The sequence below is a fragment of the Nitratireductor sp. WH36-1 genome (assembly GCF_058725515.1).
In genome coordinates, this window is the sequence record NZ_JBZXDP010000002.1 from 455,773 (window position 1) to 474,857 (window position 19,085).

At 59.7% G+C, this 19,085-nt stretch carries 15 protein-coding genes and 2 pseudogenes; 13 read left to right on the top strand and 4 right to left on the bottom strand.

Annotated elements, in window-relative coordinates; genetic code table 11:
- Positions 1-9: 9 nt before the first annotated feature.
- Complete coding sequence (locus AC4PTT_RS21265; RefSeq protein ID WP_475085582.1) at positions 10-819, bottom strand: IclR family transcriptional regulator; 810 nt, start codon at positions 817-819, stop codon at positions 10-12.
- Between the two features lie 207 nt (positions 820-1,026).
- Here AC4PTT_RS21265 and AC4PTT_RS21270 point away from each other — a divergent pair, with 207 nt between their 5' ends.
- The 13 genes and pseudogenes from AC4PTT_RS21270 to AC4PTT_RS21330 form a co-directional block, all read left to right on the top strand.
- Complete coding sequence (locus AC4PTT_RS21270; protein ID WP_475085584.1) at positions 1,027-2,031, top strand: DctP family TRAP transporter solute-binding subunit; 1,005 nt, start codon at positions 1,027-1,029, stop codon at positions 2,029-2,031.
- Between the two features lie 76 nt (positions 2,032-2,107).
- Positions 2,108-2,593 (top strand): TRAP transporter small permease, encoded by a 486-nt coding sequence (locus AC4PTT_RS21275; RefSeq protein ID WP_475085586.1) that lies wholly within the window; start codon positions 2,108-2,110, stop codon positions 2,591-2,593.
- Positions 2,586-3,908 (top strand): TRAP transporter large permease, encoded by a 1,323-nt coding sequence (locus tag AC4PTT_RS21280; RefSeq protein ID WP_492162688.1) that lies wholly within the window; start codon positions 2,586-2,588, stop codon positions 3,906-3,908. The genes AC4PTT_RS21275 and AC4PTT_RS21280 overlap by 8 nt, the downstream gene beginning before the upstream one ends.
- Positions 3,909-3,927: 19 nt before the next feature.
- Positions 3,928-4,152 carry a hypothetical protein gene (locus AC4PTT_RS21285; protein WP_492162689.1) on the top strand — a complete coding sequence of 75 codons (225 nt, stop codon included), beginning with the start codon at positions 3,928-3,930 and terminating at the stop codon, positions 4,150-4,152.
- Positions 4,153-4,582: 430 nt separating this feature from the next.
- Complete coding sequence (locus AC4PTT_RS21290; protein ID WP_492162690.1) at positions 4,583-5,671, top strand: ABC transporter ATP-binding protein; 1,089 nt, start codon at positions 4,583-4,585, stop codon at positions 5,669-5,671.
- Between the two features lie 12 nt (positions 5,672-5,683).
- On the top strand, positions 5,684-6,769 hold the full coding sequence (locus AC4PTT_RS21295; protein ID WP_492162691.1) for an ABC transporter ATP-binding protein: 1,086 nt from the start codon (positions 5,684-5,686) through the stop codon (positions 6,767-6,769).
- Positions 6,769-7,641, top strand: coding sequence for a carbohydrate ABC transporter permease (locus AC4PTT_RS21300; RefSeq protein WP_206545134.1), 873 nt, complete (start codon positions 6,769-6,771; stop codon positions 7,639-7,641). The genes AC4PTT_RS21295 and AC4PTT_RS21300 overlap by 1 nt, the downstream gene beginning before the upstream one ends.
- Before the next feature lies 1 nt (position 7,642).
- Positions 7,643-8,497, top strand: a complete 855-nt coding sequence (locus tag AC4PTT_RS21305) for a carbohydrate ABC transporter permease (protein ID WP_283801576.1) — start codon at positions 7,643-7,645, stop codon at positions 8,495-8,497.
- A gap of 15 nt (positions 8,498-8,512) precedes the next feature.
- Positions 8,513-8,785 (top strand): DUF2160 domain-containing protein, encoded by a 273-nt coding sequence (locus tag AC4PTT_RS21310; protein WP_113156545.1) that lies wholly within the window; start codon positions 8,513-8,515, stop codon positions 8,783-8,785.
- 57 nt (positions 8,786-8,842) lie between these two features.
- On the top strand, positions 8,843-10,549 hold the full coding sequence (locus AC4PTT_RS21315) for an ABC transporter substrate-binding protein (protein ID WP_283801575.1): 1,707 nt from the start codon (positions 8,843-8,845) through the stop codon (positions 10,547-10,549).
- A gap of 169 nt (positions 10,550-10,718) precedes the next feature.
- Positions 10,719-10,968, top strand: a pseudogene (locus AC4PTT_RS21320) (DDE-type integrase/transposase/recombinase); the annotation flags it as partial.
- Between the two features lie 229 nt (positions 10,969-11,197).
- Positions 11,198-15,913 (top strand): autotransporter domain-containing protein, encoded by a 4,716-nt coding sequence (locus AC4PTT_RS21325; protein WP_492162692.1) that lies wholly within the window; start codon positions 11,198-11,200, stop codon positions 15,911-15,913.
- Positions 15,914-16,231: 318 nt separating this feature from the next.
- Positions 16,232-16,381 (top strand): annotated as a pseudogene (locus tag AC4PTT_RS21330) (transposase); the annotation flags it as partial.
- Between the two features lie 108 nt (positions 16,382-16,489).
- On the opposite strand, the gene AC4PTT_RS21335 reads toward AC4PTT_RS21330, so the two are convergent.
- The 3 genes from AC4PTT_RS21335 to AC4PTT_RS21345 are packed head-to-tail and all read right to left on the bottom strand — an operon-like array spanning position 16,490 to position 18,994.
- A complete protein-coding gene (locus tag AC4PTT_RS21335) occupies positions 16,490-17,266 on the bottom strand; it encodes a MetQ/NlpA family ABC transporter substrate-binding protein (RefSeq protein ID WP_206545142.1) in 777 nt (258 codons plus the stop codon).
- Positions 17,267-17,295: 29 nt separating this feature from the next.
- On the bottom strand, positions 17,296-17,964 hold the full coding sequence (locus tag AC4PTT_RS21340) for a methionine ABC transporter permease (protein ID WP_113156532.1): 669 nt from the start codon (positions 17,962-17,964) through the stop codon (positions 17,296-17,298).
- Positions 17,954-18,994, bottom strand: a complete 1,041-nt coding sequence (locus AC4PTT_RS21345) for a methionine ABC transporter ATP-binding protein (RefSeq protein WP_206996031.1) — start codon at positions 18,992-18,994, stop codon at positions 17,954-17,956. Before AC4PTT_RS21345 ends, AC4PTT_RS21340 begins: the two co-directional genes overlap by 11 nt.
- Between the last annotated feature and the right edge of the window lie 91 nt (positions 18,995-19,085).

Consider the following 19,085-nt stretch of genomic DNA (forward strand, 5'->3'; position numbering starts at 1 on the left):
CCTCCTCCTCTACAGCTTCTCCGCGGCGTCGCCGCGCGCGGAAAACATGGCTGCGAGTTTCTCTTCTATGTGTGCGACTTCCTGCTTGAGATAGCCGGCGAGTTCGACCTGCCTCGCCTCCTGCATCCGACTGTCGATGGCAGCAACACTCAGTGCGCCGGCCAGCCGGCCATCGGGAAAGTGAAACGCCACGCCCACGCCCCAGGAATTGGTGACGATCAGACCAGGGTTGAGCGAATAGCCCCGGCGCCGGGTCTCGACGACATCGGCTCGCACGCGCTCCGGGGGTAGGTTCGGATAGCGCTCCAGCAATATGGCCTCATTGGCCGCAATCGCTTCGTCCACCTGGGTGTCGGAGAGAGCGGCCAGCATGGCCAGCGATCCCGCGCCGATGCCCAGCGGATGCTCGAGCCCCATCTGCAGCGCATGCGTGCGGATCGGATAGGTGCCCTCCTCGCGATACAGGCACAGCGATTGCATGCCATGGCGCACCGACAGGAAACTGGTGTCCTGCGTGGTCTCGGAAAGCCGCCCAAGACTTGCCCGGCAAATTTCGAGAAGATTGAAACGCTGCGAGGCCAACGTGCCGAGGACATAGGCTTCCGTGCCGAGGAAATACAGCCGGTTCTGTTCGTCCTGTTCCACCAGACCGCCACGGATAAGCGCCAGAAGAAGCCGGCGAACTGTTGGCTTGTTGAGGCCGCTTTCCAGGGTCAGGGTTGTCAGCGACACACCCCGGTCCGCATGTCTGCCGACCGCCGACAGAAGCGCCAGAGCGCGATCAACGCTTTGCGCACCGCTCAGCACTGTCAACTGCACATTCTCCAAAGTTTCATAATGTGGAACACTTAAACAATCATCCTGCTTTGCAAATCTTAGGGTTCACGAATTATCTTGCAGCAGGCAGATCAGAATGTAAATTGTGACTGTATTGGACGAGGAGTACGATCCATAATGTGGACCATAGCGTGATGGAGGTCACGCGGCCCACATGCCGACAACGGCAATATTGACGGAGGAGAAATCATGAAATTCGCAAAGCTGGGCGCGATCGCCCTGTCATCTGCTGTCGCATGCTTCGCCATCTTCGGCTCAGCGAGCGCCGAAACAATGCGCCTCTCCCACAACACCGGCGATGCCACCAGCTGGCACAAAGGCGCCGAAAAGTTCAACGAGCTTCTGACCGCCGCGACCGATGGCAATCTCTCGGTCCGCGTTTTCCCGAACGCCACGCTCTCGGGTGGCGATCAGATGAAGCAGGCCGAGATGGTCAGCCGCGGCGCGCTGGATTTCGTGATCACCTCGGCGATCAACGTGACCCCGCTGGTGCCGGAGATGGCCGTCTTCTCGCTGCCCTATCTCTATTCGAACTATGAGCAGGTCGACGCCACCACCGACGGCGAGCCCGGTCGGAAGATGAGCGAGATCATGGCCGAGAACGACATCATCGTGCTTGCCTGGGGCGAGAATGGCTTTCGCGAGGTCACCAACAACGAGCGCGCGATCAAATCGCCCGAAGACATGAAGGGCCTGAAGATGCGCGTCGCCGGCCCCATGTATATTGACGTCATGAATGCACTCGGCGCCAATCCGCAGCAGATGCAGTGGACCGAGACCTTCACGGCGCTTCAGCAGGGTGTCGTGGATGGTCAGGAAAACCCCATCGGAGCGGTCATCATTCCGCAGCGCGTCTATGAGGTGCAGAAATACCTGACCACCTGGCACTACTCCTACGACCCGATCTTCATCGGCGTCAGCAAGAAGCGCTGGGACTCCTTCGACGATGCGACCAGGGAGAAGGTCCAGAAAGCCGCCACCGAAGCCATGGCCTATCAGAAGGAAATCACCCGCAAGAGCACCGAGGAAGGCATCGCCTTCCTGCGCGAGAAGGGCATGGAAATCTATGAGCCCAGCGCCGAGGAGCTGCAGGCTTTCCGCGAGGCCACCAAACCCGCCTTTGACACATGGGCCGCCAAGGTGGGCGACACCCTCGTGAAGAACTTCCAGGACACAGTCGCGGGAACGAACTGACCACAGCGCGATCCGAACCGCAGCGGGACCGACCTTCCGGGCCGGTCCCGCCCCATCGGCACCCCGGAGAAAAGCGATGTCCTTCATCCTGCGCGACGCGGAGAAGATCGCCTGCGCGATCATCTTTCTGGCCATGACGGCGCTTGGCTTCATCAATGTCGTCGTCCGCTACACCACCAGCTACTCCTTCGCCTCGTCCGAGGAGCTTCTTACCAACGGCTTCCTGCTGCTCACGATTTTCGGTGCCGCGATTGCCGCACGCAATGGCCACCACCTGGCCGTCACCCTGTTCTTCGAGCTTCTGCCAAAGCCTCTGCGCAAACTGCTTCTCGTTTTGACGGGCCTGCTGTCGGTCGTGCTTCTAGCCCTTTCCGCGTGGTTTAGCGGGATACTGGTTTCAAACCAGGTGTCGAGCGGGATACGCTCCTACGCCCTGCAGGTTCCCGCCTGGTATTACAGCGTCGGCCTGCCCTTCGGCTTTGCCCTTATTCTGATCCGTTATGTCCAGCACATGCTCGACACGTGGAAGGCGCTTTCCGACGAGGAGCCCGGCGATGCATGATCTCGGTGCGGGCACGCAGATGCTCCTCCTCTTCTTCATTCTGCTGGTCCTGCGTCTGCCCGTTGCCTTCGCGCTTGGCCTGTCCGCTCTTTACGCAATGTGGCAGCTGGGCTTCGGGCTCGACCTCGTGGGCGATCTCATCGCCACCGGCGTGGCGAAATTCTCGCTTCTGGCCATCCCCTTCTTTATCCTTGCCGGCGAGCTGATGGGCTCCCTCGGCATCGCCGAACGCATGATCCGCTTCTTCCGCACGCTGATCAGCGCCCTGCCAGGCGGCATGGGCGTGGTCGGCACGGTCGTCTGCCTGTTCTGGGGCGCAGTAAGCGGCTCCGGTCCGGCTTCTGTCGCAGCCATCGGTCCACTCATCATCAAGGGCATGGAGGAAGATGGCTACACCCGCTCCTTCGCGGCGGGTCTGGTCTGCACGGGCGCGGCCCTCTCCATTGTCATTCCGCCGTCAATCGGACTGGTCATCTATGGCGTGATCGCCGAAACATCGATCTCCCACCTCTTCATCGCCGCAATCATCCCCGGTCTCTTCATGGGCACCCTGATGCTGCTCACCCTGCCATTCGCCAGGAGGAGCAGGGTTGCGGAAGGTTCGCCCAGCCTCGACCGCCTGATGCCGGCACCCCATGCGGAACTGCCTTACGGCGCGCGGCTCTGGCGCTCCTTCCTGGATTCATTCTGGGGCCTGATGACCCCGGTGGTCATTCTCGGCGGCATCTACTCCGGTGCCTTCACGCCTACCGAGGCAGCCCTGGTGGCCACGGTTTACGCTCTGTTCGTGGGTGGCGCCATCTACCGTACGCTGACCTTCAAAAAGCTCTACGAAGCACTCACAGACGCGGCGGCTTCGTCAGCGGTCGTCATGCTGGTGGTTGCCTACGCCAGCCTTTTCGGCTGGGTCGTCACGGTTGACGATCTCATAGGACAATATTCTTCCGTCCTGCTCGGGATCAGCGATAATCAGTGGGTGATCCTGCTCATCATCATGGTGATCCTGCTGATTGCCGGCATGTTCATGGACGCGATCACCATCATGTTCATTTGCCTGCCGATCTTCCTGCCGGTATCGCGAGAGCTCGGCTGGGATCCCGTCTGGTTTGGCATTCTGGTGATGATCAACCTTGCCATCGGCCTCTTCACACCACCGGTGGGGATCAATCTCTATGTCGCCGCGAACGTCACCCGGCTTCCGCTCGAACGCGTTGCGCAGGGCGCGATGCCGTTCCTCGTGACGGCCGCCATCGGCCTGGCCATCGTCGCGGCGCTGCCGGAAATGTCGTCTTTCCTGATAGACCTTCTGGAATAGCCCTGAGGGAGGACTTGGTGTGATCCGCAGTGAGAAACGTCTTGCGGGATTGATCCAGTATCTCATCACTCACGCTGACTTCCTGAATGTCGAATTCGAGCAGGTCGTCGTCGCGCTCGCGCGCGGAACAGCCGATCACGGCCAGATCGGACAGGTCGCGACGAAATTTGCTGGATGTTATGTTCGGTTTTCTTCGTTTTTCGCGCCCCCCCCGAAAAACACCAAAACACGCGTCAAATCCTGAATAATTATCGCGATTACCGTTCTTGTGTCGTGAGCATTTTTCCAAAGCGGCAGAAAATCGCAGGCTAAGTCACTGATTTTGAATATTCGAACATAATTCGCTTGATTTTCGCTTTGTTTCGTTTTTACGTTGGGACGATAACTCGGGAGGTTGTCTGTGCGCGGAAACGAGAGTGTTTATCCGGTCGCTCTTTTTGCGACCGGCGGCGGCATCCATGGCTGCCGGATTGTGCATGACACAACGGGATGCGGCCATTTCGTAACGTTTGCTGAAAAGGGCGACCTTGCGTTTGCGTCCCCTTCTTTCTCTTCGAAACGGTTCTATGGCAGGCTGCGCCTGGGTGACTGGATGAACAACCACCGTGCGGGAGAATACCGCAGCTGAATAAAGCCAGTGGCCAAATTCAATAAAGCGCGGGGAGGAGGGCCTTATGACGCTGGAACTGAAGGGCGTGTCGAAGATCGTGGAGGGGCAGACCCATATTGCCACGACCGATCTGACGCTCGAAAAGGCGACCATGAACGTTCTGCTGGGGCCGACCCTGTCGGGCAAGACCTCGCTGATGCGTCTGATGGCAGGGCTCGATCAACCGAGCACAGGACGGATTTTCTGGGACAGCAAAGACGTGACCGGGATGCGGGTGCAGGATCGCAAGGTCGCGATGGTGTACCAGCAATTCATCAACTACCCGTCGATGAGCGTTTATGAAAACATCGCCTCTCCGATAAAGCTCATGGGAGTGGACAAGGCGGAGATCGACCGCCGGGTGCGGGAAACGGCGGAGTTGATGAAGCTGACGCCGATGCTGGACCGCAAGCCTCTGGAACTCTCGGGCGGGCAGCAACAGCGCTGTGCTCTGGCACGGGCTTTGGTCAAGAACGCCGGGCTTGTGCTGCTGGATGAGCCTTTGGCGAACCTTGACTACAAACTGCGCGAAGAGCTGCGGGTGGAGATCCCGAAGATTTTCGCGGCGTCCGGATCGATCTTCGTCTATGCGACGACGGAACCAGAAGAAGCGCTCTTGCTGGGGGGCAACACTGCGACGCTTTGGGAGGGCCAAATCACCCAATTCGGGCCGACGCCCGAGGTCTATCGCAAGCCAGTCGATGCGACAACGGCGCGGGTTTTCTCCGATCCACCGATGAATTTCCTGCAGATCTCCAAGACCGGTGATCGATTGATGTTCGGCGACGGACAAAGCGCCGTTGCGACCGGCAAGCTCGCTGAACTGGCGGATGGGCGTTACACGGCGGGATTCCGTCCGAACCATCTCGAAATCGTGCAGCATTCCGAAAACGCGATGAGATTCACCACACAGCTGCATGTGACAGAGCTGACCGGTTCGGAAACCTTTGTCCATCTCGACCACGATCGCGCGCGTTGGGTGGGGTTGATTCACGGCGTGCATGATCTTGAGATCGGCGCCGCGCTCGATGTCTGGCTTGATCCCCGTCATGTCTATGTATTCAGCGAAGACGGCGGGCTTGTTGCGCCTGCTGCCTACGCAGCGGCGGCGTGAGGAGGCGCGATCATGGCCAGGATTACACTCGACAACCTTGCGCATTCCTACAATCCGAATGCCGCTTCGGAACGTGACTATGCGCTCAAGGAACTCAATTACGAATGGGAAGACGGCGCGGCCTATGCGCTTCTGGGCTCGTCGGGCTGCGGCAAGTCCACGCTTCTCAATATCATTTCGGGTCTGTTGATGCCGTCACAGGGGCGTATCTTGTTCGATGGCATCGACGTCACCGGCGCCCCCACGGCAGAGCGCAACATCGCGCAGGTTTTCCAGTTCCCGGTGGTCTACGACACGATGACCGTGCATGACAATCTGGCCTTTCCGCTCAGGAATCGGGGCCATGATGAGACCTATGTTGCAGAGCGCGTACAGGAAATCGCGCGGATGATCGGCATGGAGGACATGCTGCGCAAAAAGGCACGTGGCCTTGGCGCTGACGCCAAGCAAAAGATTTCTCTGGGCCGCGGCATGGTGCGCAAGGACGTGAACGCACTCTTGTTCGATGAGCCTCTGACCGTCATCGACCCCCATATGAAGTGGGAGCTGCGCACCCAGCTGAAGAAACTGCATCACGATTTCGGTCACACCATGATTTATGTGACCCATGACCAGACGGAGGCGCTGACCTTCGCTGACAAAGTGGTGGTGATGTATGACGGCCGCGTGGTTCAGATCGGCACGCCAGAGGAGCTGTTCGAACGTCCCGCGCATACCTTTGTGGGCTATTTCATCGGCTCGCCAGGCATGAATGTCATCCCGGCCAAGGTCGAGGGCGCGAAAGCCTATATCAACGGCTGCGAAATCGCGCTTGGCGCAGGTTATGCGCCCCTGGACGGCAAGGTGGAGATCGGCGTGCGACCCGAGTTCGCGCGGCTTAGCGAGACGGACGGCCTTCCTGTGAGAGTGCGCCGCGTAGAGGATGCGGGGCGTCACAAGATCATACGCGCCGAGTTCTTTGGACAGGACATCAACATCATCGCGGACGAGGACGATACGGTGCGCGCGGACATGACACGCGTCACCTTCGACCCATCGCGGGTGAATGTCTATGCGAATGATTGGCGCGTGGCGCCCGAAAGCGCGGAGGCCGCGTGATGCAACAGAAAACAACCAATCACAAAGCATGGTTCCTTGTGCTGCCGATGCTGGTGCTCGTTGCCTTTTCGGCCGTGATCCCGCTCATGACGGTGGTCAACTATTCTGTACAGGACACGTTCGGCAACAACCAGTTCTTCTGGGCGGGGCTCGAGTGGTTCGAGGAAATGCTCTCCGACGAGCGCATGTGGAATGCGCTGCAACGTCAGCTGATGTTCTCTGGCATCATCCTTGCCATCGAAATTCCGCTGGGCATTCTCGTGGCTCTGAACATGCCGAAATCAGGCTTTTGGTCCTCTTTCTGCCTCGTGGTCATGTCCCTGCCTCTGCTGATCCCCTGGAACGTGGTCGGCACGATCTGGCAGATATTCGGTCGCGTAGACATCGGACTGCTGGGCTACACGCTCGACGCGCTGGGCATTCATTACAATTACACCCAGGACACGATTTCTGCGTGGATCACCATCATCGTGATGGATGTCTGGCACTGGACCTCGCTTGTAGCGCTCTTGGCCTTTGCCGGTCTCAAATCCATCCCCGACGCCTATTATCAGGCCGCACGGATCGATCAGGCCAGCCGCTGGAAAGTGTTCCGGTTCATCGAACTGCCCAAGATGACGGGCGTGTTGATGATCGCGATCTTGCTGCGCTTCATGGACAGTTTCATGATCTACACCGAACCCTTCGTGGTGACGGGCGGTGGTCCGGGAAATGCGACGACGCTTTTGTCCATCGACCTCGTGAAGATGGCTCTGGGCCAGTTCGATCTTGGACCAGCTGCGGCCTTCTCGCTGATGTACTTCCTCGTGATCCTGTCGATCTCCTGGGTCTTCTACACCGTGATGGTCAACCTCGACAAAAAGGGCGCCTGAGATGACGGATGCAGCCGCACAGTCCCCCGCCGCCGTCAAATCCCGCAGCTTCCCGAAGGTGAAGGGCGGCACCGTGGTGATGACGCTCTATCTTCTGTTCCTCATGTTGCCGATCTACTGGCTGTTGAGCATGAGCCTCAAGACCAACGCAGAAATTCTTGGGGGCTTCTCGCTTTGGCCGCGCGATCTGACATTTGCCAACTACATCACGATCCTCACCGATGAGGCGTGGTATATGGGCTATGTCAATTCGATGATCTACGTGGTGATGAACACGGTGATCTCGCTCGCCGTGGCTTTGCCTGCCGCCTATGCGTTTTCGCGCTACAACTTCCTGGGCGACAAGCATCTTTTCTTCTGGCTTTTGACCAACCGAATGGCGCCGCCTGCAGTATTCGCGCTGCCGTTCTTTCAGCTCTACTCCTCGATCGGGCTCTTTGACACGCATATCGCCGTGGCTTTGGCGCATTGTCTCTTCAACGTGCCGCTCGCCGTTTGGATCCTCGAAGGTTTCATGCGTGGTGTGCCGAAAGAGATCGACGAGACCGCCTATATCGACGGCTACAGCTTTGGGCATTTCTTCGTGAAAATCTTCATGCCGCTGATCGCCAGCGGGATCGGTGTGGCCGCATTCTTTTGCTTCATGTTTTCGTGGGTCGAGCTCTTGCTGTCACGTACGCTGACCTCTGTGGAAGCCAAGCCCATCGCCGCCACCATGACCCGCACGGTGGGTGCGGCAGGTGTGGACTGGGGCGTGCTGGCCGCCGCAGGCGTGCTCACCATCGTACCGGGCGCGCTCGTTATCTACTTCGTGCGCAACTACATCGCCAAGGGCTTCGCGCTCGGCCGGGTCTGACAGGAGGATCTAGACATGGACTGGATGGCATGGACGTGGCCGACTGCCGCCTTTTTCGGAACCATTGCAACGCTTTTGGTGATCTTCACCATTCTGGCGATCAAATTCCCCGAAACGCCGCGGGTTGGTGTTCTGGGCATCGAGACCACGCGGGGGGATCGTTTGTTCATCACCCTTCTTGGCTCAGCCTTCATCAATCTTGCGTGGCTCGGCCTGGTCAGCGCGAACCAGGCGCTCGCGCTTGTCGTCTGCCTGATTTTTGCAGCCGTCGTATTTCGCTGGGTCTGAGGAGGCCCCGCGACTGATCGAAACCCAAAACCAGAGGTTCACTTAGGGAGGAAACCAATGAACCAACGTCTCAAGACAACCACCGCACTGGCGCTGTGCCTCGGCCTTTGGTCGGTGCCGGCTTCTGCCGACATGGATGCCGCGAAGGCCTTCCTGGATGCTGAAATCGGCGATATGTCCGCGCTGTCTCGCGCTGATCAAGAAGCCGAAATGCAGTGGTTCATCGACGCGGCCCAGCCCTTTGCGGGCATGGAGATCAAAGTGGTCTCCGAGACCATCACCACGCATGAATATGAATCTCAGGTGCTTGCGCCGGCGTTCGAGGCCATCACCGGCATCAAGATCACGCACGATCTGATCGGCGAAGGCGACGTCGTCGAGAAGCTTCAGACCCAGATGCAGTCGGGCGAGAATATCTATGACGCCTATGTCAACGACTCCGACCTGATCGGCACGCACTGGCGCTATCAACAGGTGCGCAACCTGACGGACTTTATGGCGAACGAAGGTGCGGATGTGACCAATCCTGGTCTCGATCTCGATGATTACATTGGCACCCAATTCACCACCGCGCCCGATGGCAAGCTCTACCAGCTTCCCGACCAGCAGTTCGCGAACCTATACTGGTTCCGCTACGACTGGTTCAACGATCCCGCGATCATGGCCGAGTTCAAAGAGAAATACGGGTACGATCTCGGTGTTCCGGTCAACTGGTCGGCCTATGAGGACATCGCCGAATTTTTCACCGGGCGCGAGATCGACGGTGTCAAAGTCTACGGTTCGATGGATTACGGCAAGAAAGACCCCTCGCTCGGCTGGCGTTACACCGACGCATGGATGTCCATGGCGGGTATGGGCGACAAGGGCGAACCCAACGGCCTTCCGGTTGATGAATGGGGCATCCGCGTGAACGAGAACTCCCAGCCGGTCGGCGCCTGTATGGCGCGTGGCGGGGCGGCGAACTCTCCGGCGGCAGTCTATGCGGTGGAGAAAGCCATCGACTGGCTGAACAAATACTCCCCGCCATCCGCCATGGGCATGACCTTCTCCGAAGCTGGCCCGGTTCCGGGACAGGGCAACATCGCTCAGCAGATGTTCATGTATACCACCTTCGTGGCGCCTCTGGTCGACAGCCCGGCGGTGATGAACGAGGACGGCACGCCGAAATGGCGTCTCGCACCCAGCCCGCATGGGGTTTACTGGGAAGATGGCATGAAGGTCGGCTATCAGGATGTGGGCTCCTGGACGCTGATGAAATCCACCCCAGAGGACCGCGCCAAAGCCGCCTGGCTCTACGCGCAATTCGTGGGTTCCAAGACCGTCGACGTGAAGAAATCCCACGTTGGCCTGACGTTCACCCGAGAATCCTCCATCCAGCATGAGAGCTTTACGGATCGTGCGCCGAAACTTGGCGGTCTCGTCGAGTTCTACCGTTCCCCGGACCGTGTGCGTTGGTCGCCCACAGGCACCAACGTCCCGGATTACCCGAAGCTGGCTCAGCTGTGGTGGCAGAACATCGGTGATGCCATGTCCGGCGCGAAGTCGGCTCAAGATGCGCTCGACAGCCTCTGTGCCGATATGGAGCGTGTGATGGAGCGTCTGGAGCGCGCTGGCATCCAGGGCGACCTTGGCCCGGTCATGAACGAAGAAACCGACGCTGCGGATTGGATTGCGGCAGAAGGCGCGCCGAAGCCGGCTATCGAGAACGAGCGCGAAGCGCCTAAAACCGTCTCTTATGACGAGCTCGTCGCCTCTTGGCAGTAAGCTTTTCAACGCAGAGGGGGCGGGATATTCCCGCCCCCTTTTTCATTCTCCTATGGGGCCTTGTCGTGAAAGGCCGGTATTGCCAGGCTATTTGGGCGCTCTGATCCGTGTAAGCGGCAGTGGCGTTGACCCCGTATCTCGTCGGTTCTGTTGCAAATTTTTCGCTTACTGCGATGCCGAGAACCGCTTGAAGGATTAGTCCCGCCGAGCATTGAAGGCAATCCATATCCGTTAGACCCAATACCTTAATAACCGGACCGGGCAGGATCATCGCCGCCTCACACGGAGGGTTCGGGCGATGCTGGATTCAAGTCATTCTCTTCGGCACCGTCACTCTGGCTGGCATCGAAATGGCTCACATCAAGCGTAAGTGCCATGCCGGCTTTGCCGACAACCCGGCCCCATCACTCACGGAATAGTTCGAGCTGAAATCTGCCCAGCGGAACCATGCATGTCGTCCATTCTAATATTCGCTCCAGAACCGTCAGAATTAGTCAAAATTCATCAGAATTGAATGATGGAATCTACTGCACAACTTTCTTTATTACAGGGAGGGTTGGATAGATGCCCCCTTCCAAACGGGCGGGGGATAATGCAGAGCGATAGTATCCAAATGGATGCATTCGCCAGACGAGGGGAAAACTCGCGATGGCAGATTTTACGCTATTGGTGTATCGATTAGGTCTGTTCGTAGGCTCTTCCCTGCTCGTCCTTTTGGCCGTGATCCAGAAGACGGCGCTCGGCACCAGTTCCAAACTGCCCACCCGCCCCGATCATTTTCGATGGCACCATCTACGGACCAAGGCTCAAACTTGGTTTACGCGGATGTTCGCCGTGAGCCGGCTCATCCTGTCAGGTCTTGCGCTTCTGATCGGCGTGCTGGTCTGGCCAGCGACGGCTTTCGCCGCACCATCTGTCTACTGCCCGACCTTGAACGCCACTGTCGCCAATGGCGGATCGGTGGCCATCGATGTAAGCGCATGCGATGGCCCGTTTGACGGGGGTATGAGCGGCCCGATTACGCCTTTTGCCCAGCACGGCACGGTGACCATCGGCTCTAACACCGGCGGCACGCAGTTCGTGACCTATGCGCATAGTGGCGATGCGGCGACGAGCGATCAGTTCGCCCTTGAAGACAACGACCTGGGTGTCGTGACTGTCAACATAACCATCGATCCGCCGGCCTCGCCGATCACGGTTTCGCCAGGCGCGCTCCCAAGTATGACCGCAGGAACCGCGTTCAGCCAGTCGCTGTCGGCAACTGGCGGTACGGCGCCTTACACCTACAGTGTGCAGTCGGGATCGCTCCCTGTCGGAATCACCCTGACCTCCGGGGGACTGCTGAGCGGTACGCCAACGCAGCGCGGTGGCTACGCTTTCGCCGTGAGGGCGACCGACAATATCGGGCAGTTTGTCGACAAGGGCTACACCAGCACGGTGCTGAACCCGACGATCTCCATTGCCCCGACATCGGCGACGGCCGTTCAGGGCGTCTCGTTCTCACAGACCATCACCGCCAGCGGCGGTGTCGGCCCGTATACCTTTGCAGTGGAGAGCGGCCTTTTGCCGGCGGGGATATCCCTGTCCAGCAGCGGCCTTCTCAGCGGCACCACCTCCAGCGCGCCCGGATCTTATCCTCTGACGCTGCGGGTCACGGATTCCAGCACCGGACCGGGTGTCTATTTCGAGCTTGAGAGCTTCACTCTGACAGTCGCAGCCGCACCGTCGGTGTCCATCAGCGTCAGCCCGGCCTCGATGAGTGAGGACAGCGCAGGCAATTTGGTTTACACGGTCACGCGCAGCCAGAACCTGTCGTCATCCACGATCGTCAATCTCGGTTACACGGGCAGCGCGGATGCCAGCGACTATACCGGTGAGACCTTGACCGTGACCATTCCGTCCGGCTCGACCAGCGGCATCGTGGTGATTAACCCGTCTGCCGATGTCACCGTGGAGGCGGACGAGACTGTAATCGTTAGCATACAGAGCGGCTCAGGCTATACCATCGGTGTGCCTTCCTCTGCCACGGGCACCATCCTGAACGACGACCTTGGGGTTCTGACGATCAACGACGTCACCTTTCCCGAGGGTGGCTCCGGAACTCAAGCGATATCGTTCACAATATCGCTCAGCCAGCCTGCCGGACCCGGTGGTGTAACGTTCGACATCGCAACCGCCAATGGCACATCGACGGCAGGCGAGGACTATCAAGCGAAAAGCATCGTGGGCGCCACCATCGCGCCAGGGCAGAGCACTTATTTCTTCTCTGTTAATGTCTACGGTGATACGTCCAACGAACCCAATGAGTGGTTTTTCGTCAACATCACCAACGTAACAAACGCTATCTTGGGCGATGGCCAGGGCGTGGGCACCATCGTCAACGACGACCCCGTACCCACGATCACCCTGGCTCCTGCCAGCCTTTCCGCGACAACAGTCGGAGCGTCCTATAGTGAAACCCTGACCGCCAGCGGCGGGACGGGTCCATACACCTATGCCGCCACCGCCGGCGTCTTGCCTGACGGCCTGACGTTGACTTCTTCAGGCGTGCTTTCCGGAACGCCAACGGATGAGGGCACGTTCAATTTCACCATCAGCGCCACCGACAGCAGCGGCGGAACCGGGCCATACAGCGGAAGCAGGGCCTATACGCTTACCGTTGCCGCGCCCGTCATCGCATTGAGCCCCGCCACGCTGCCACCCGCCACCCAGGGCGTCCCCTACGCCCAGACCATAACCGCCAGCGGCGGCACCGCGCCTTATACTTACTCGACTACCGCCGGTGCCTTGCCTTCAGGAATGAACCTGAGCAGCTCTGGTGTGCTCTCCGGCTCGCCGACGGTAAACGGAACATTCAACTTCACCGTCACCGCCACCGATAGCAGCACTGGCAGCGGCCCCTACAGCGACAGCCGGGCCTATTCGTTTCAGATAAGCGCCGTTGCTCCGCCGGTGGTCGGTTCCGTGAGTGTTCCCGCCAACGGATATTATCGCGCGGGGGAGGTTCTTTCCTTCACTGTCAACTTCAATGAAACCGTTCTGGTCGACACATCTGGCGGTTCACCGGGTCTTCCCGTGGTGATCGGCGCCGCAACGGTCGATGCCGGCTATGTGTCCGGAAGCGGATCGAATGCGCTTGTCTTCCAATATGCCGTCAATCCGGGCGATCTGGACCTGAACGGCATTCAGGTCGGCAGTGCCATCGGTCTCAACGGCGGCGCAATTGCAAACGTCTTCGGAACGCCTGCCGATCTGGCCCTCAACAGCATAGGCAGCACCACCGGTGTCCTCGTTGACACAATGGCGCCAACGGTAACCTCCAGCGCGGTGGGCGCCAATCCGGCGCCGGATGCGGTCGCCATTGATTTCCTGGTGACATTCTCGAAGCCGGTGAATGGCGTCGATTCATCGGATTTCGTCCTGACGACCACGGGGAGCGCCATGGGCACGATCTCCGGCGTCGCCACCTCGGACAACGTGACATATACGGTCAGCGTCACCGGTGTTTCCGGGATAGGCTCGTTGCGGCTCGATGTTCTGGCGGACGGGTCGATCACCGATACACCCGGCAATCCGCTGACCGCAGTCTACGCCGCCGGAACGCCCTGGGTGCGCAGCGGATCCTCCAACGCGTCGCTGGCCGGCCTTGCGCCGAGCGCCAGCGCCCTCGATCCCGCTTTCGATCCGGCCACGTTCGACTATGCCGTTGCGGTCGCCAATTCCGTTGCCAACCTGACCCTGACCCCGACCGCCGACAACGCCAATGCGACGATCACCGTTAACGGCACGACGGTTGCATCCGGCAGCACCAGCCAGCCGCTCGCCCTCGCAGTCGGAGCAACGGCGATCCCTGTGGTGGTCACGGCACAGGACGGCACAACCACACGCACCTATACGGTCACGGTCACGCGGGCGTCTTCTGCCCCGACCGTGATGTCCCGCACCGTCGCGATCAACGCGGGCCAGACGGCGTCCGTCGAACTCACGGACGGCGCGACCGGAGGTCCGTTTACCAGCGCGGCGATGATCGACATATCCGACAGCAGCGCCGGTTCCGCCCATATCGAACAGAACGGGCAGAGTTTCCTGCTCGTCTTCGCTTCCAGCCCGACCTTTTCAGGGGGCGCAGACATCCGGTTCACGCTTTCAAGCGTTCATGGCACTTCGGCTCCCGGAACAATCTCCTTCACCGTTCTTGCACGGCCCGACCCCACGCTGGATGCCGAAGTCCTTGGGTTGCTGAGGGCTCAGACCGATACCGCAAAGCGCTTCGCGCGGGTGCAGACAGGCAATTTCAACGGCCGGCTCGAGCAGTTGCACGACGAGGGCGACCGTCGCAGAAACAGCCTGAACGTGCGGTTGGGCTATAATGAAAACGGGCAGCGCGGCGACCAAGCGGCCCATGCACTGAACGAGGCAGGAGCCGATGTGCCCGGTCTTCTCGGCTATGCTTCGCAATCTTCCGGCGGGTCTGGCAATGGGGCGCTGGCCAAGGGCCAGTCGAATGGACCGGGCGCTTCGGATGGCCGTGGCATGGATCTCGGACCCTATGCAATCTGGACCGGCGGCTTCGTCGATTTCAGCCAAAGCGACAAGGGCGGCATTGATCTCGACGGCACGCTCGTTGGGGTGAGCGCCGGCATCGATTACCGCTTTTCCGACAGGTTCATCGCCGGGTTCGGCGTCGGGTTCGGCCGCGACCATACCGATATCGGCGGAAACGGCACCGAAAATACAGGGCTCGCCTACAGCGCCGCACTCTATGGAAGCTACAAGCCCGCCAACAATTTTTTCATCGACGGGCTCATCGGTGCAAGCTGGCTCGACTTCGACAGCCAACGCTATGTCACCGCCACCGGCGATTTCGCCACCGGCAGCAGGTCTGGGCAACAGGTCTTCGGATCGTTGAGCGCAGCTTACGAGTTACGCGACGAAACATGGCTCCTTTCGCCCTACGGCCGCATCGAGATGTCCCGGACATGGCTCGACGGCTTCGCTGAGGAAGGCGGAGGCACTTTCGGCCTACGCTACGGAGACCAGACCATCGACACGGTTTCCGGCGTGATCGGTCTTCGTGCAGAATATGCGTTCAAAAGGAGCTGGGGCACGCTGACACCAGGAGCGCGGGTCGAATACACTCACGACTTCGCCGGGTCGAGCCGGGCGCACCTGGGCTATATCGACCTGAATCACCTGCCCTACTGGCTCGACGTCGAAGCCTCCAACAGGAGTTACGTGACGCTGGGCCTGTCACTCGATGCGGAGCTTCCGCAGGCGTGGACGCTTGGCTTCGACTATCGAACCGCCTTCGGAAATGCGCGCCAGGATCACACGTTCGGGCTGAAAGTCGGCAAACGGTTCTAACCACCTTCAAGATTGGAGTCTTGAATGGATCGATCCGCTCTCCTGCCAGCGTCAGGCTCCCGTCCTCCGGCGGATGCCGCACGCCCGGACTACGATTTCGATCGGAAAGTGGTGTGGCGGCATCCCTGCTCAATTCTGGGGCATGCCCCACGCCGTTTGCCTGTGCTTGCGATTTCCGCCCGGCCTTCGAATGTTGACGGCGCGTAGGGTCTGAGCTGCTCCCCGATTTTCGGAGCATTCTGATCTGGAATTTTCCAATTATGATCCCTGCTCTGGGAGAAGGAGAGTTCCATGAAGAAGTCGAAGTGTTAGGAGGCGCTGATCGCTTTCATTCTGCGTCAGGCGGATGAAGGCGCTTCGGTCGCGGAGGTGTGCCGAAAGGCGGGCATCAGTGACGCGACCTTCTACAACTGGCGCAAGCGTTATGGCGGGTTGACGCCGTCGGAGGTCAAACGCCTGGGTCAGCTTTAGGATGAGAACAACCGGGTGAGGAAGATCGTCGCCGACCTGACACCCGACAAGGCCATAAGGCCGCGCTCAGGGAACGCGGCCTTCTTTAAATTTCCTCAGCAGGTATCACCAACTGGGGATCACAGCGCCCTTGAACTCTTCGGCGATGAAGGCCTTCACGTCGTCATTGTGGTAGGAAGCGATGAGCGTCTTCAGCCACTCGGTATCCTGGTCTTCCAGGCGAACGGCGATGACGTTCACGTAGGGAGCCTTCTCGCCTTCCAGCGCAATCGAGTCCGTCTTCGGGTTCATCCCGGCTTCGATGGCGTAGTTGGTGTTGATGGCAGACGCGTCGACATCATCGAGAGAGCGCGGCAGTTGGGCGGCGTCCAGTTCGATGATCTGGATGTTCTTGGGGTTTTCGGTCACGTCGGCAATGGTGACCTTAACGCCCTTGGCCTCGTCGACCTTGATGAGCCCCTTGTCCGCGAGTAGCAACAGCGCGCGTCCACCGTTCGTCGGGTCGTTCGGAATGGCAACAGAAGCGCCGTCCTCGAGTTCGTCGAGGCTCTTCACCTTCTTGGAATAGATGCCCATCGGGAAATTGACGTTCGAGGCGACGCTCACGATGCCGAAGCCGCGATCAGTGACCTGATTGTCGAGATAGGGCTGGTGCTGGAAGGAATTGGCGTGGAGGTCGCCATCGGCCAGCGCCTGGTTCGGCACGACATAGTCGGAAAATTCGAGGATCTCGATGTTCAGACCCTTGGTCGCGGCGATTTCCTTGACCTTCTCCATGATCTGGGCATGCGGGCCGGGGGTGACGCCGACCTTGATGTCTTCGGCAAGCGCTGAGCCGGCGGCAAAGACAGTGAGCGCAGCCGCAAGTATGATCTTCTTCATGGTTCTTTCCTTCTCAAAGTACACGAAATTCAGTTTTTGCGGGTCCGCTTGTCGAAGTGGCGTGCGAGCATGTCGCCTGCGCTCTGGATCGCCTGGACGACCACGATCAGCACGACCACGACAGCAAGCATGACTTCCGGCATGAAGCGCTGGTAACCGTAGCGGATGCCGAGGTCACCGAGGCCACCACCGCCAACCGCACCGACCATGGCGGAATAGCCCACAAGGCTTACGAGCGTCAGCGTAAGGCCGAGGATAATTCCCGGACGGGCTTCCGCCAAAAGGACCTTTGTGACGATCTGGAACGGCGTCGCGCCCATGGCCCTTGCCGCCTCGATCAAGCCCTTGTCGACTTCGCGGATCGAGGTTTCGATCAGCCGCGCGACGAAGGGAATGGTCGCGATCGTCAGCGGCACGATTGCCGCGGCGGTTCCGATCGAGGTCCCGGCGATCAGTCGCGTGAAGGGAATGATCGCCACAACGAGAATAATGAACGGCGTGGACCGTGCAGCGTTGACAATCGCGCCGACGATCTTGTTGACGGTCGGCGCAGGGAACAATTCGCCCTTCCCGCTGGTCGCGAGAAAGATGCCGATCGGCAGGCCAATGAGCGAACCGATGAAACCCGCAGCAGCCACCATGTACATGGTCTGCAGGAAAGCCTTCCAGAGAAGGGAAACGAGCATGTCAGGCGCCATAGCCGAGCACCTCCGTGTAAAGTCCGGTCTGCCGATAGAAATCACCGGCCCTTCTGAGCGTATCCGGATCGGCGGGATAGGAAACGACAAGAGATCCGTAGGGCTCACCGGCGATCTCGTCGATCGCGCCGGCCAGGATGTTCACGTCCGGTCCGATCTCGGCCACCAGACGCGCGGTCAGCGGCTGGAAGGCCGTGTCCCCGAAGAAGACCAGCCGCACCAGCGCACGCGCACCTTCAGCCGGCGCCTGCTTCAGATCGGCGCTGATCCATTCCGGCAGCTTGGCGCCGATCACAGCCGACAGGAGCGAACGGGTGGTCTCGTGTTTGGGCGCGGTGAACACGTCGAATGTGCTGCCATTTTCGACAATCTTGCCCTTGTCGATTACCGCGACCTGCGAGGCAATCGTCTTCACCACCTCCATCTCATGTGTGATGAGGAGAACGGTGAGGCCGAGGTCACGATTGATTGTCTTGAGGAGCTCGAGGATCGACTGCGTCGTCTCCGGGTCGAGAGCTGATGTTGCCTCATCCGACAGCAGGAGCTTCGGTTCCGTCGCGAGCGCCCGGGCAATTCCGATACGCTGTTTCTGTCCACCGGAAAGCTCTGCCGGATAGCGGTCGGATTTGTCACCAAGACCGACGAGGTCGAGCAGCGGTGCGACGCGATTGCGGATCGTCTTGCGGTCCATCCCCGCGATCTCGAGCGGCAGCGACACATTGTCGAAGGCGGTACGCGACGAGAGAAGATTGAAGTGCTGGAAGATCATTCCAACCTGGCGGCGCAGATCGCGCAGGCCCGTTTCCGGAAGATCGCCCACGTCGACGCCGTCAACGACGACCCGTCCCGAAGTCGTTTTCTCCAGACCATTGACCAGCCGGATAAGCGTCGACTTGCCAGCGCCCGACCTGCCGATGATGCCGGTGATCGCGCCACGGGGGGCAACCATGTTCACGCCGTCAAGCGCGGTGAATTCGGGCTGGTTCCCCGTTCCGCCGAAGCGCTTGATGACGTTCTCGAACGTGACCATGGGAACGGCAACCGGAGTCTGAGGGGGGGCGACGCGGTTCATCGGAGGCCTCGCAGGGAAGCTTCACGGGGTGTGAGCGGGTAGGTCATTT

Bases quoted from the DNA above. Each gene is read 5' to 3' on its own strand.
- AC4PTT_RS21275 (WP_475085586.1), top strand. From the start codon at position 2,108: ATGTCCTTCATCCTGCGCGACGCGGAGAAGATCGCCTGCGCGATCATC.
- AC4PTT_RS21270 (WP_475085584.1), top strand. From the start codon at position 1,027: ATGAAATTCGCAAAGCTGGGCGCGATCGCCCTGTCATCTGCTGTCGCA.
- AC4PTT_RS21325 (WP_492162692.1), top strand. From the start codon at position 11,198: ATGGCAGATTTTACGCTATTGGTGTATCGATTAGGTCTGTTCGTAGGC.
- AC4PTT_RS21290 (WP_492162690.1), top strand. From the start codon at position 4,583: ATGACGCTGGAACTGAAGGGCGTGTCGAAGATCGTGGAGGGGCAGACC.
- AC4PTT_RS21280 (WP_492162688.1), top strand. From the start codon at position 2,586: ATGCATGATCTCGGTGCGGGCACGCAGATGCTCCTCCTCTTCTTCATT.
- AC4PTT_RS21315 (WP_283801575.1), top strand. From the start codon at position 8,843: ATGAACCAACGTCTCAAGACAACCACCGCACTGGCGCTGTGCCTCGGC.
- AC4PTT_RS21335 (WP_206545142.1), bottom strand. From the start codon at position 17,266: ATGAAGAAGATCATACTTGCGGCTGCGCTCACTGTCTTTGCCGCCGGC.
- AC4PTT_RS21345 (WP_206996031.1), bottom strand. From the start codon at position 18,994: ATGGTCACGTTCGAGAACGTCATCAAGCGCTTCGGCGGAACGGGGAAC.
- AC4PTT_RS21310 (WP_113156545.1), top strand. From the start codon at position 8,513: ATGGACTGGATGGCATGGACGTGGCCGACTGCCGCCTTTTTCGGAACC.
- AC4PTT_RS21340 (WP_113156532.1), bottom strand. From the start codon at position 17,964: ATGGCGCCTGACATGCTCGTTTCCCTTCTCTGGAAGGCTTTCCTGCAG.
- AC4PTT_RS21300 (WP_206545134.1), top strand. From the start codon at position 6,769: ATGCAACAGAAAACAACCAATCACAAAGCATGGTTCCTTGTGCTGCCG.
- AC4PTT_RS21305 (WP_283801576.1), top strand. From the start codon at position 7,643: ATGACGGATGCAGCCGCACAGTCCCCCGCCGCCGTCAAATCCCGCAGC.
- AC4PTT_RS21295 (WP_492162691.1), top strand. From the start codon at position 5,684: ATGGCCAGGATTACACTCGACAACCTTGCGCATTCCTACAATCCGAAT.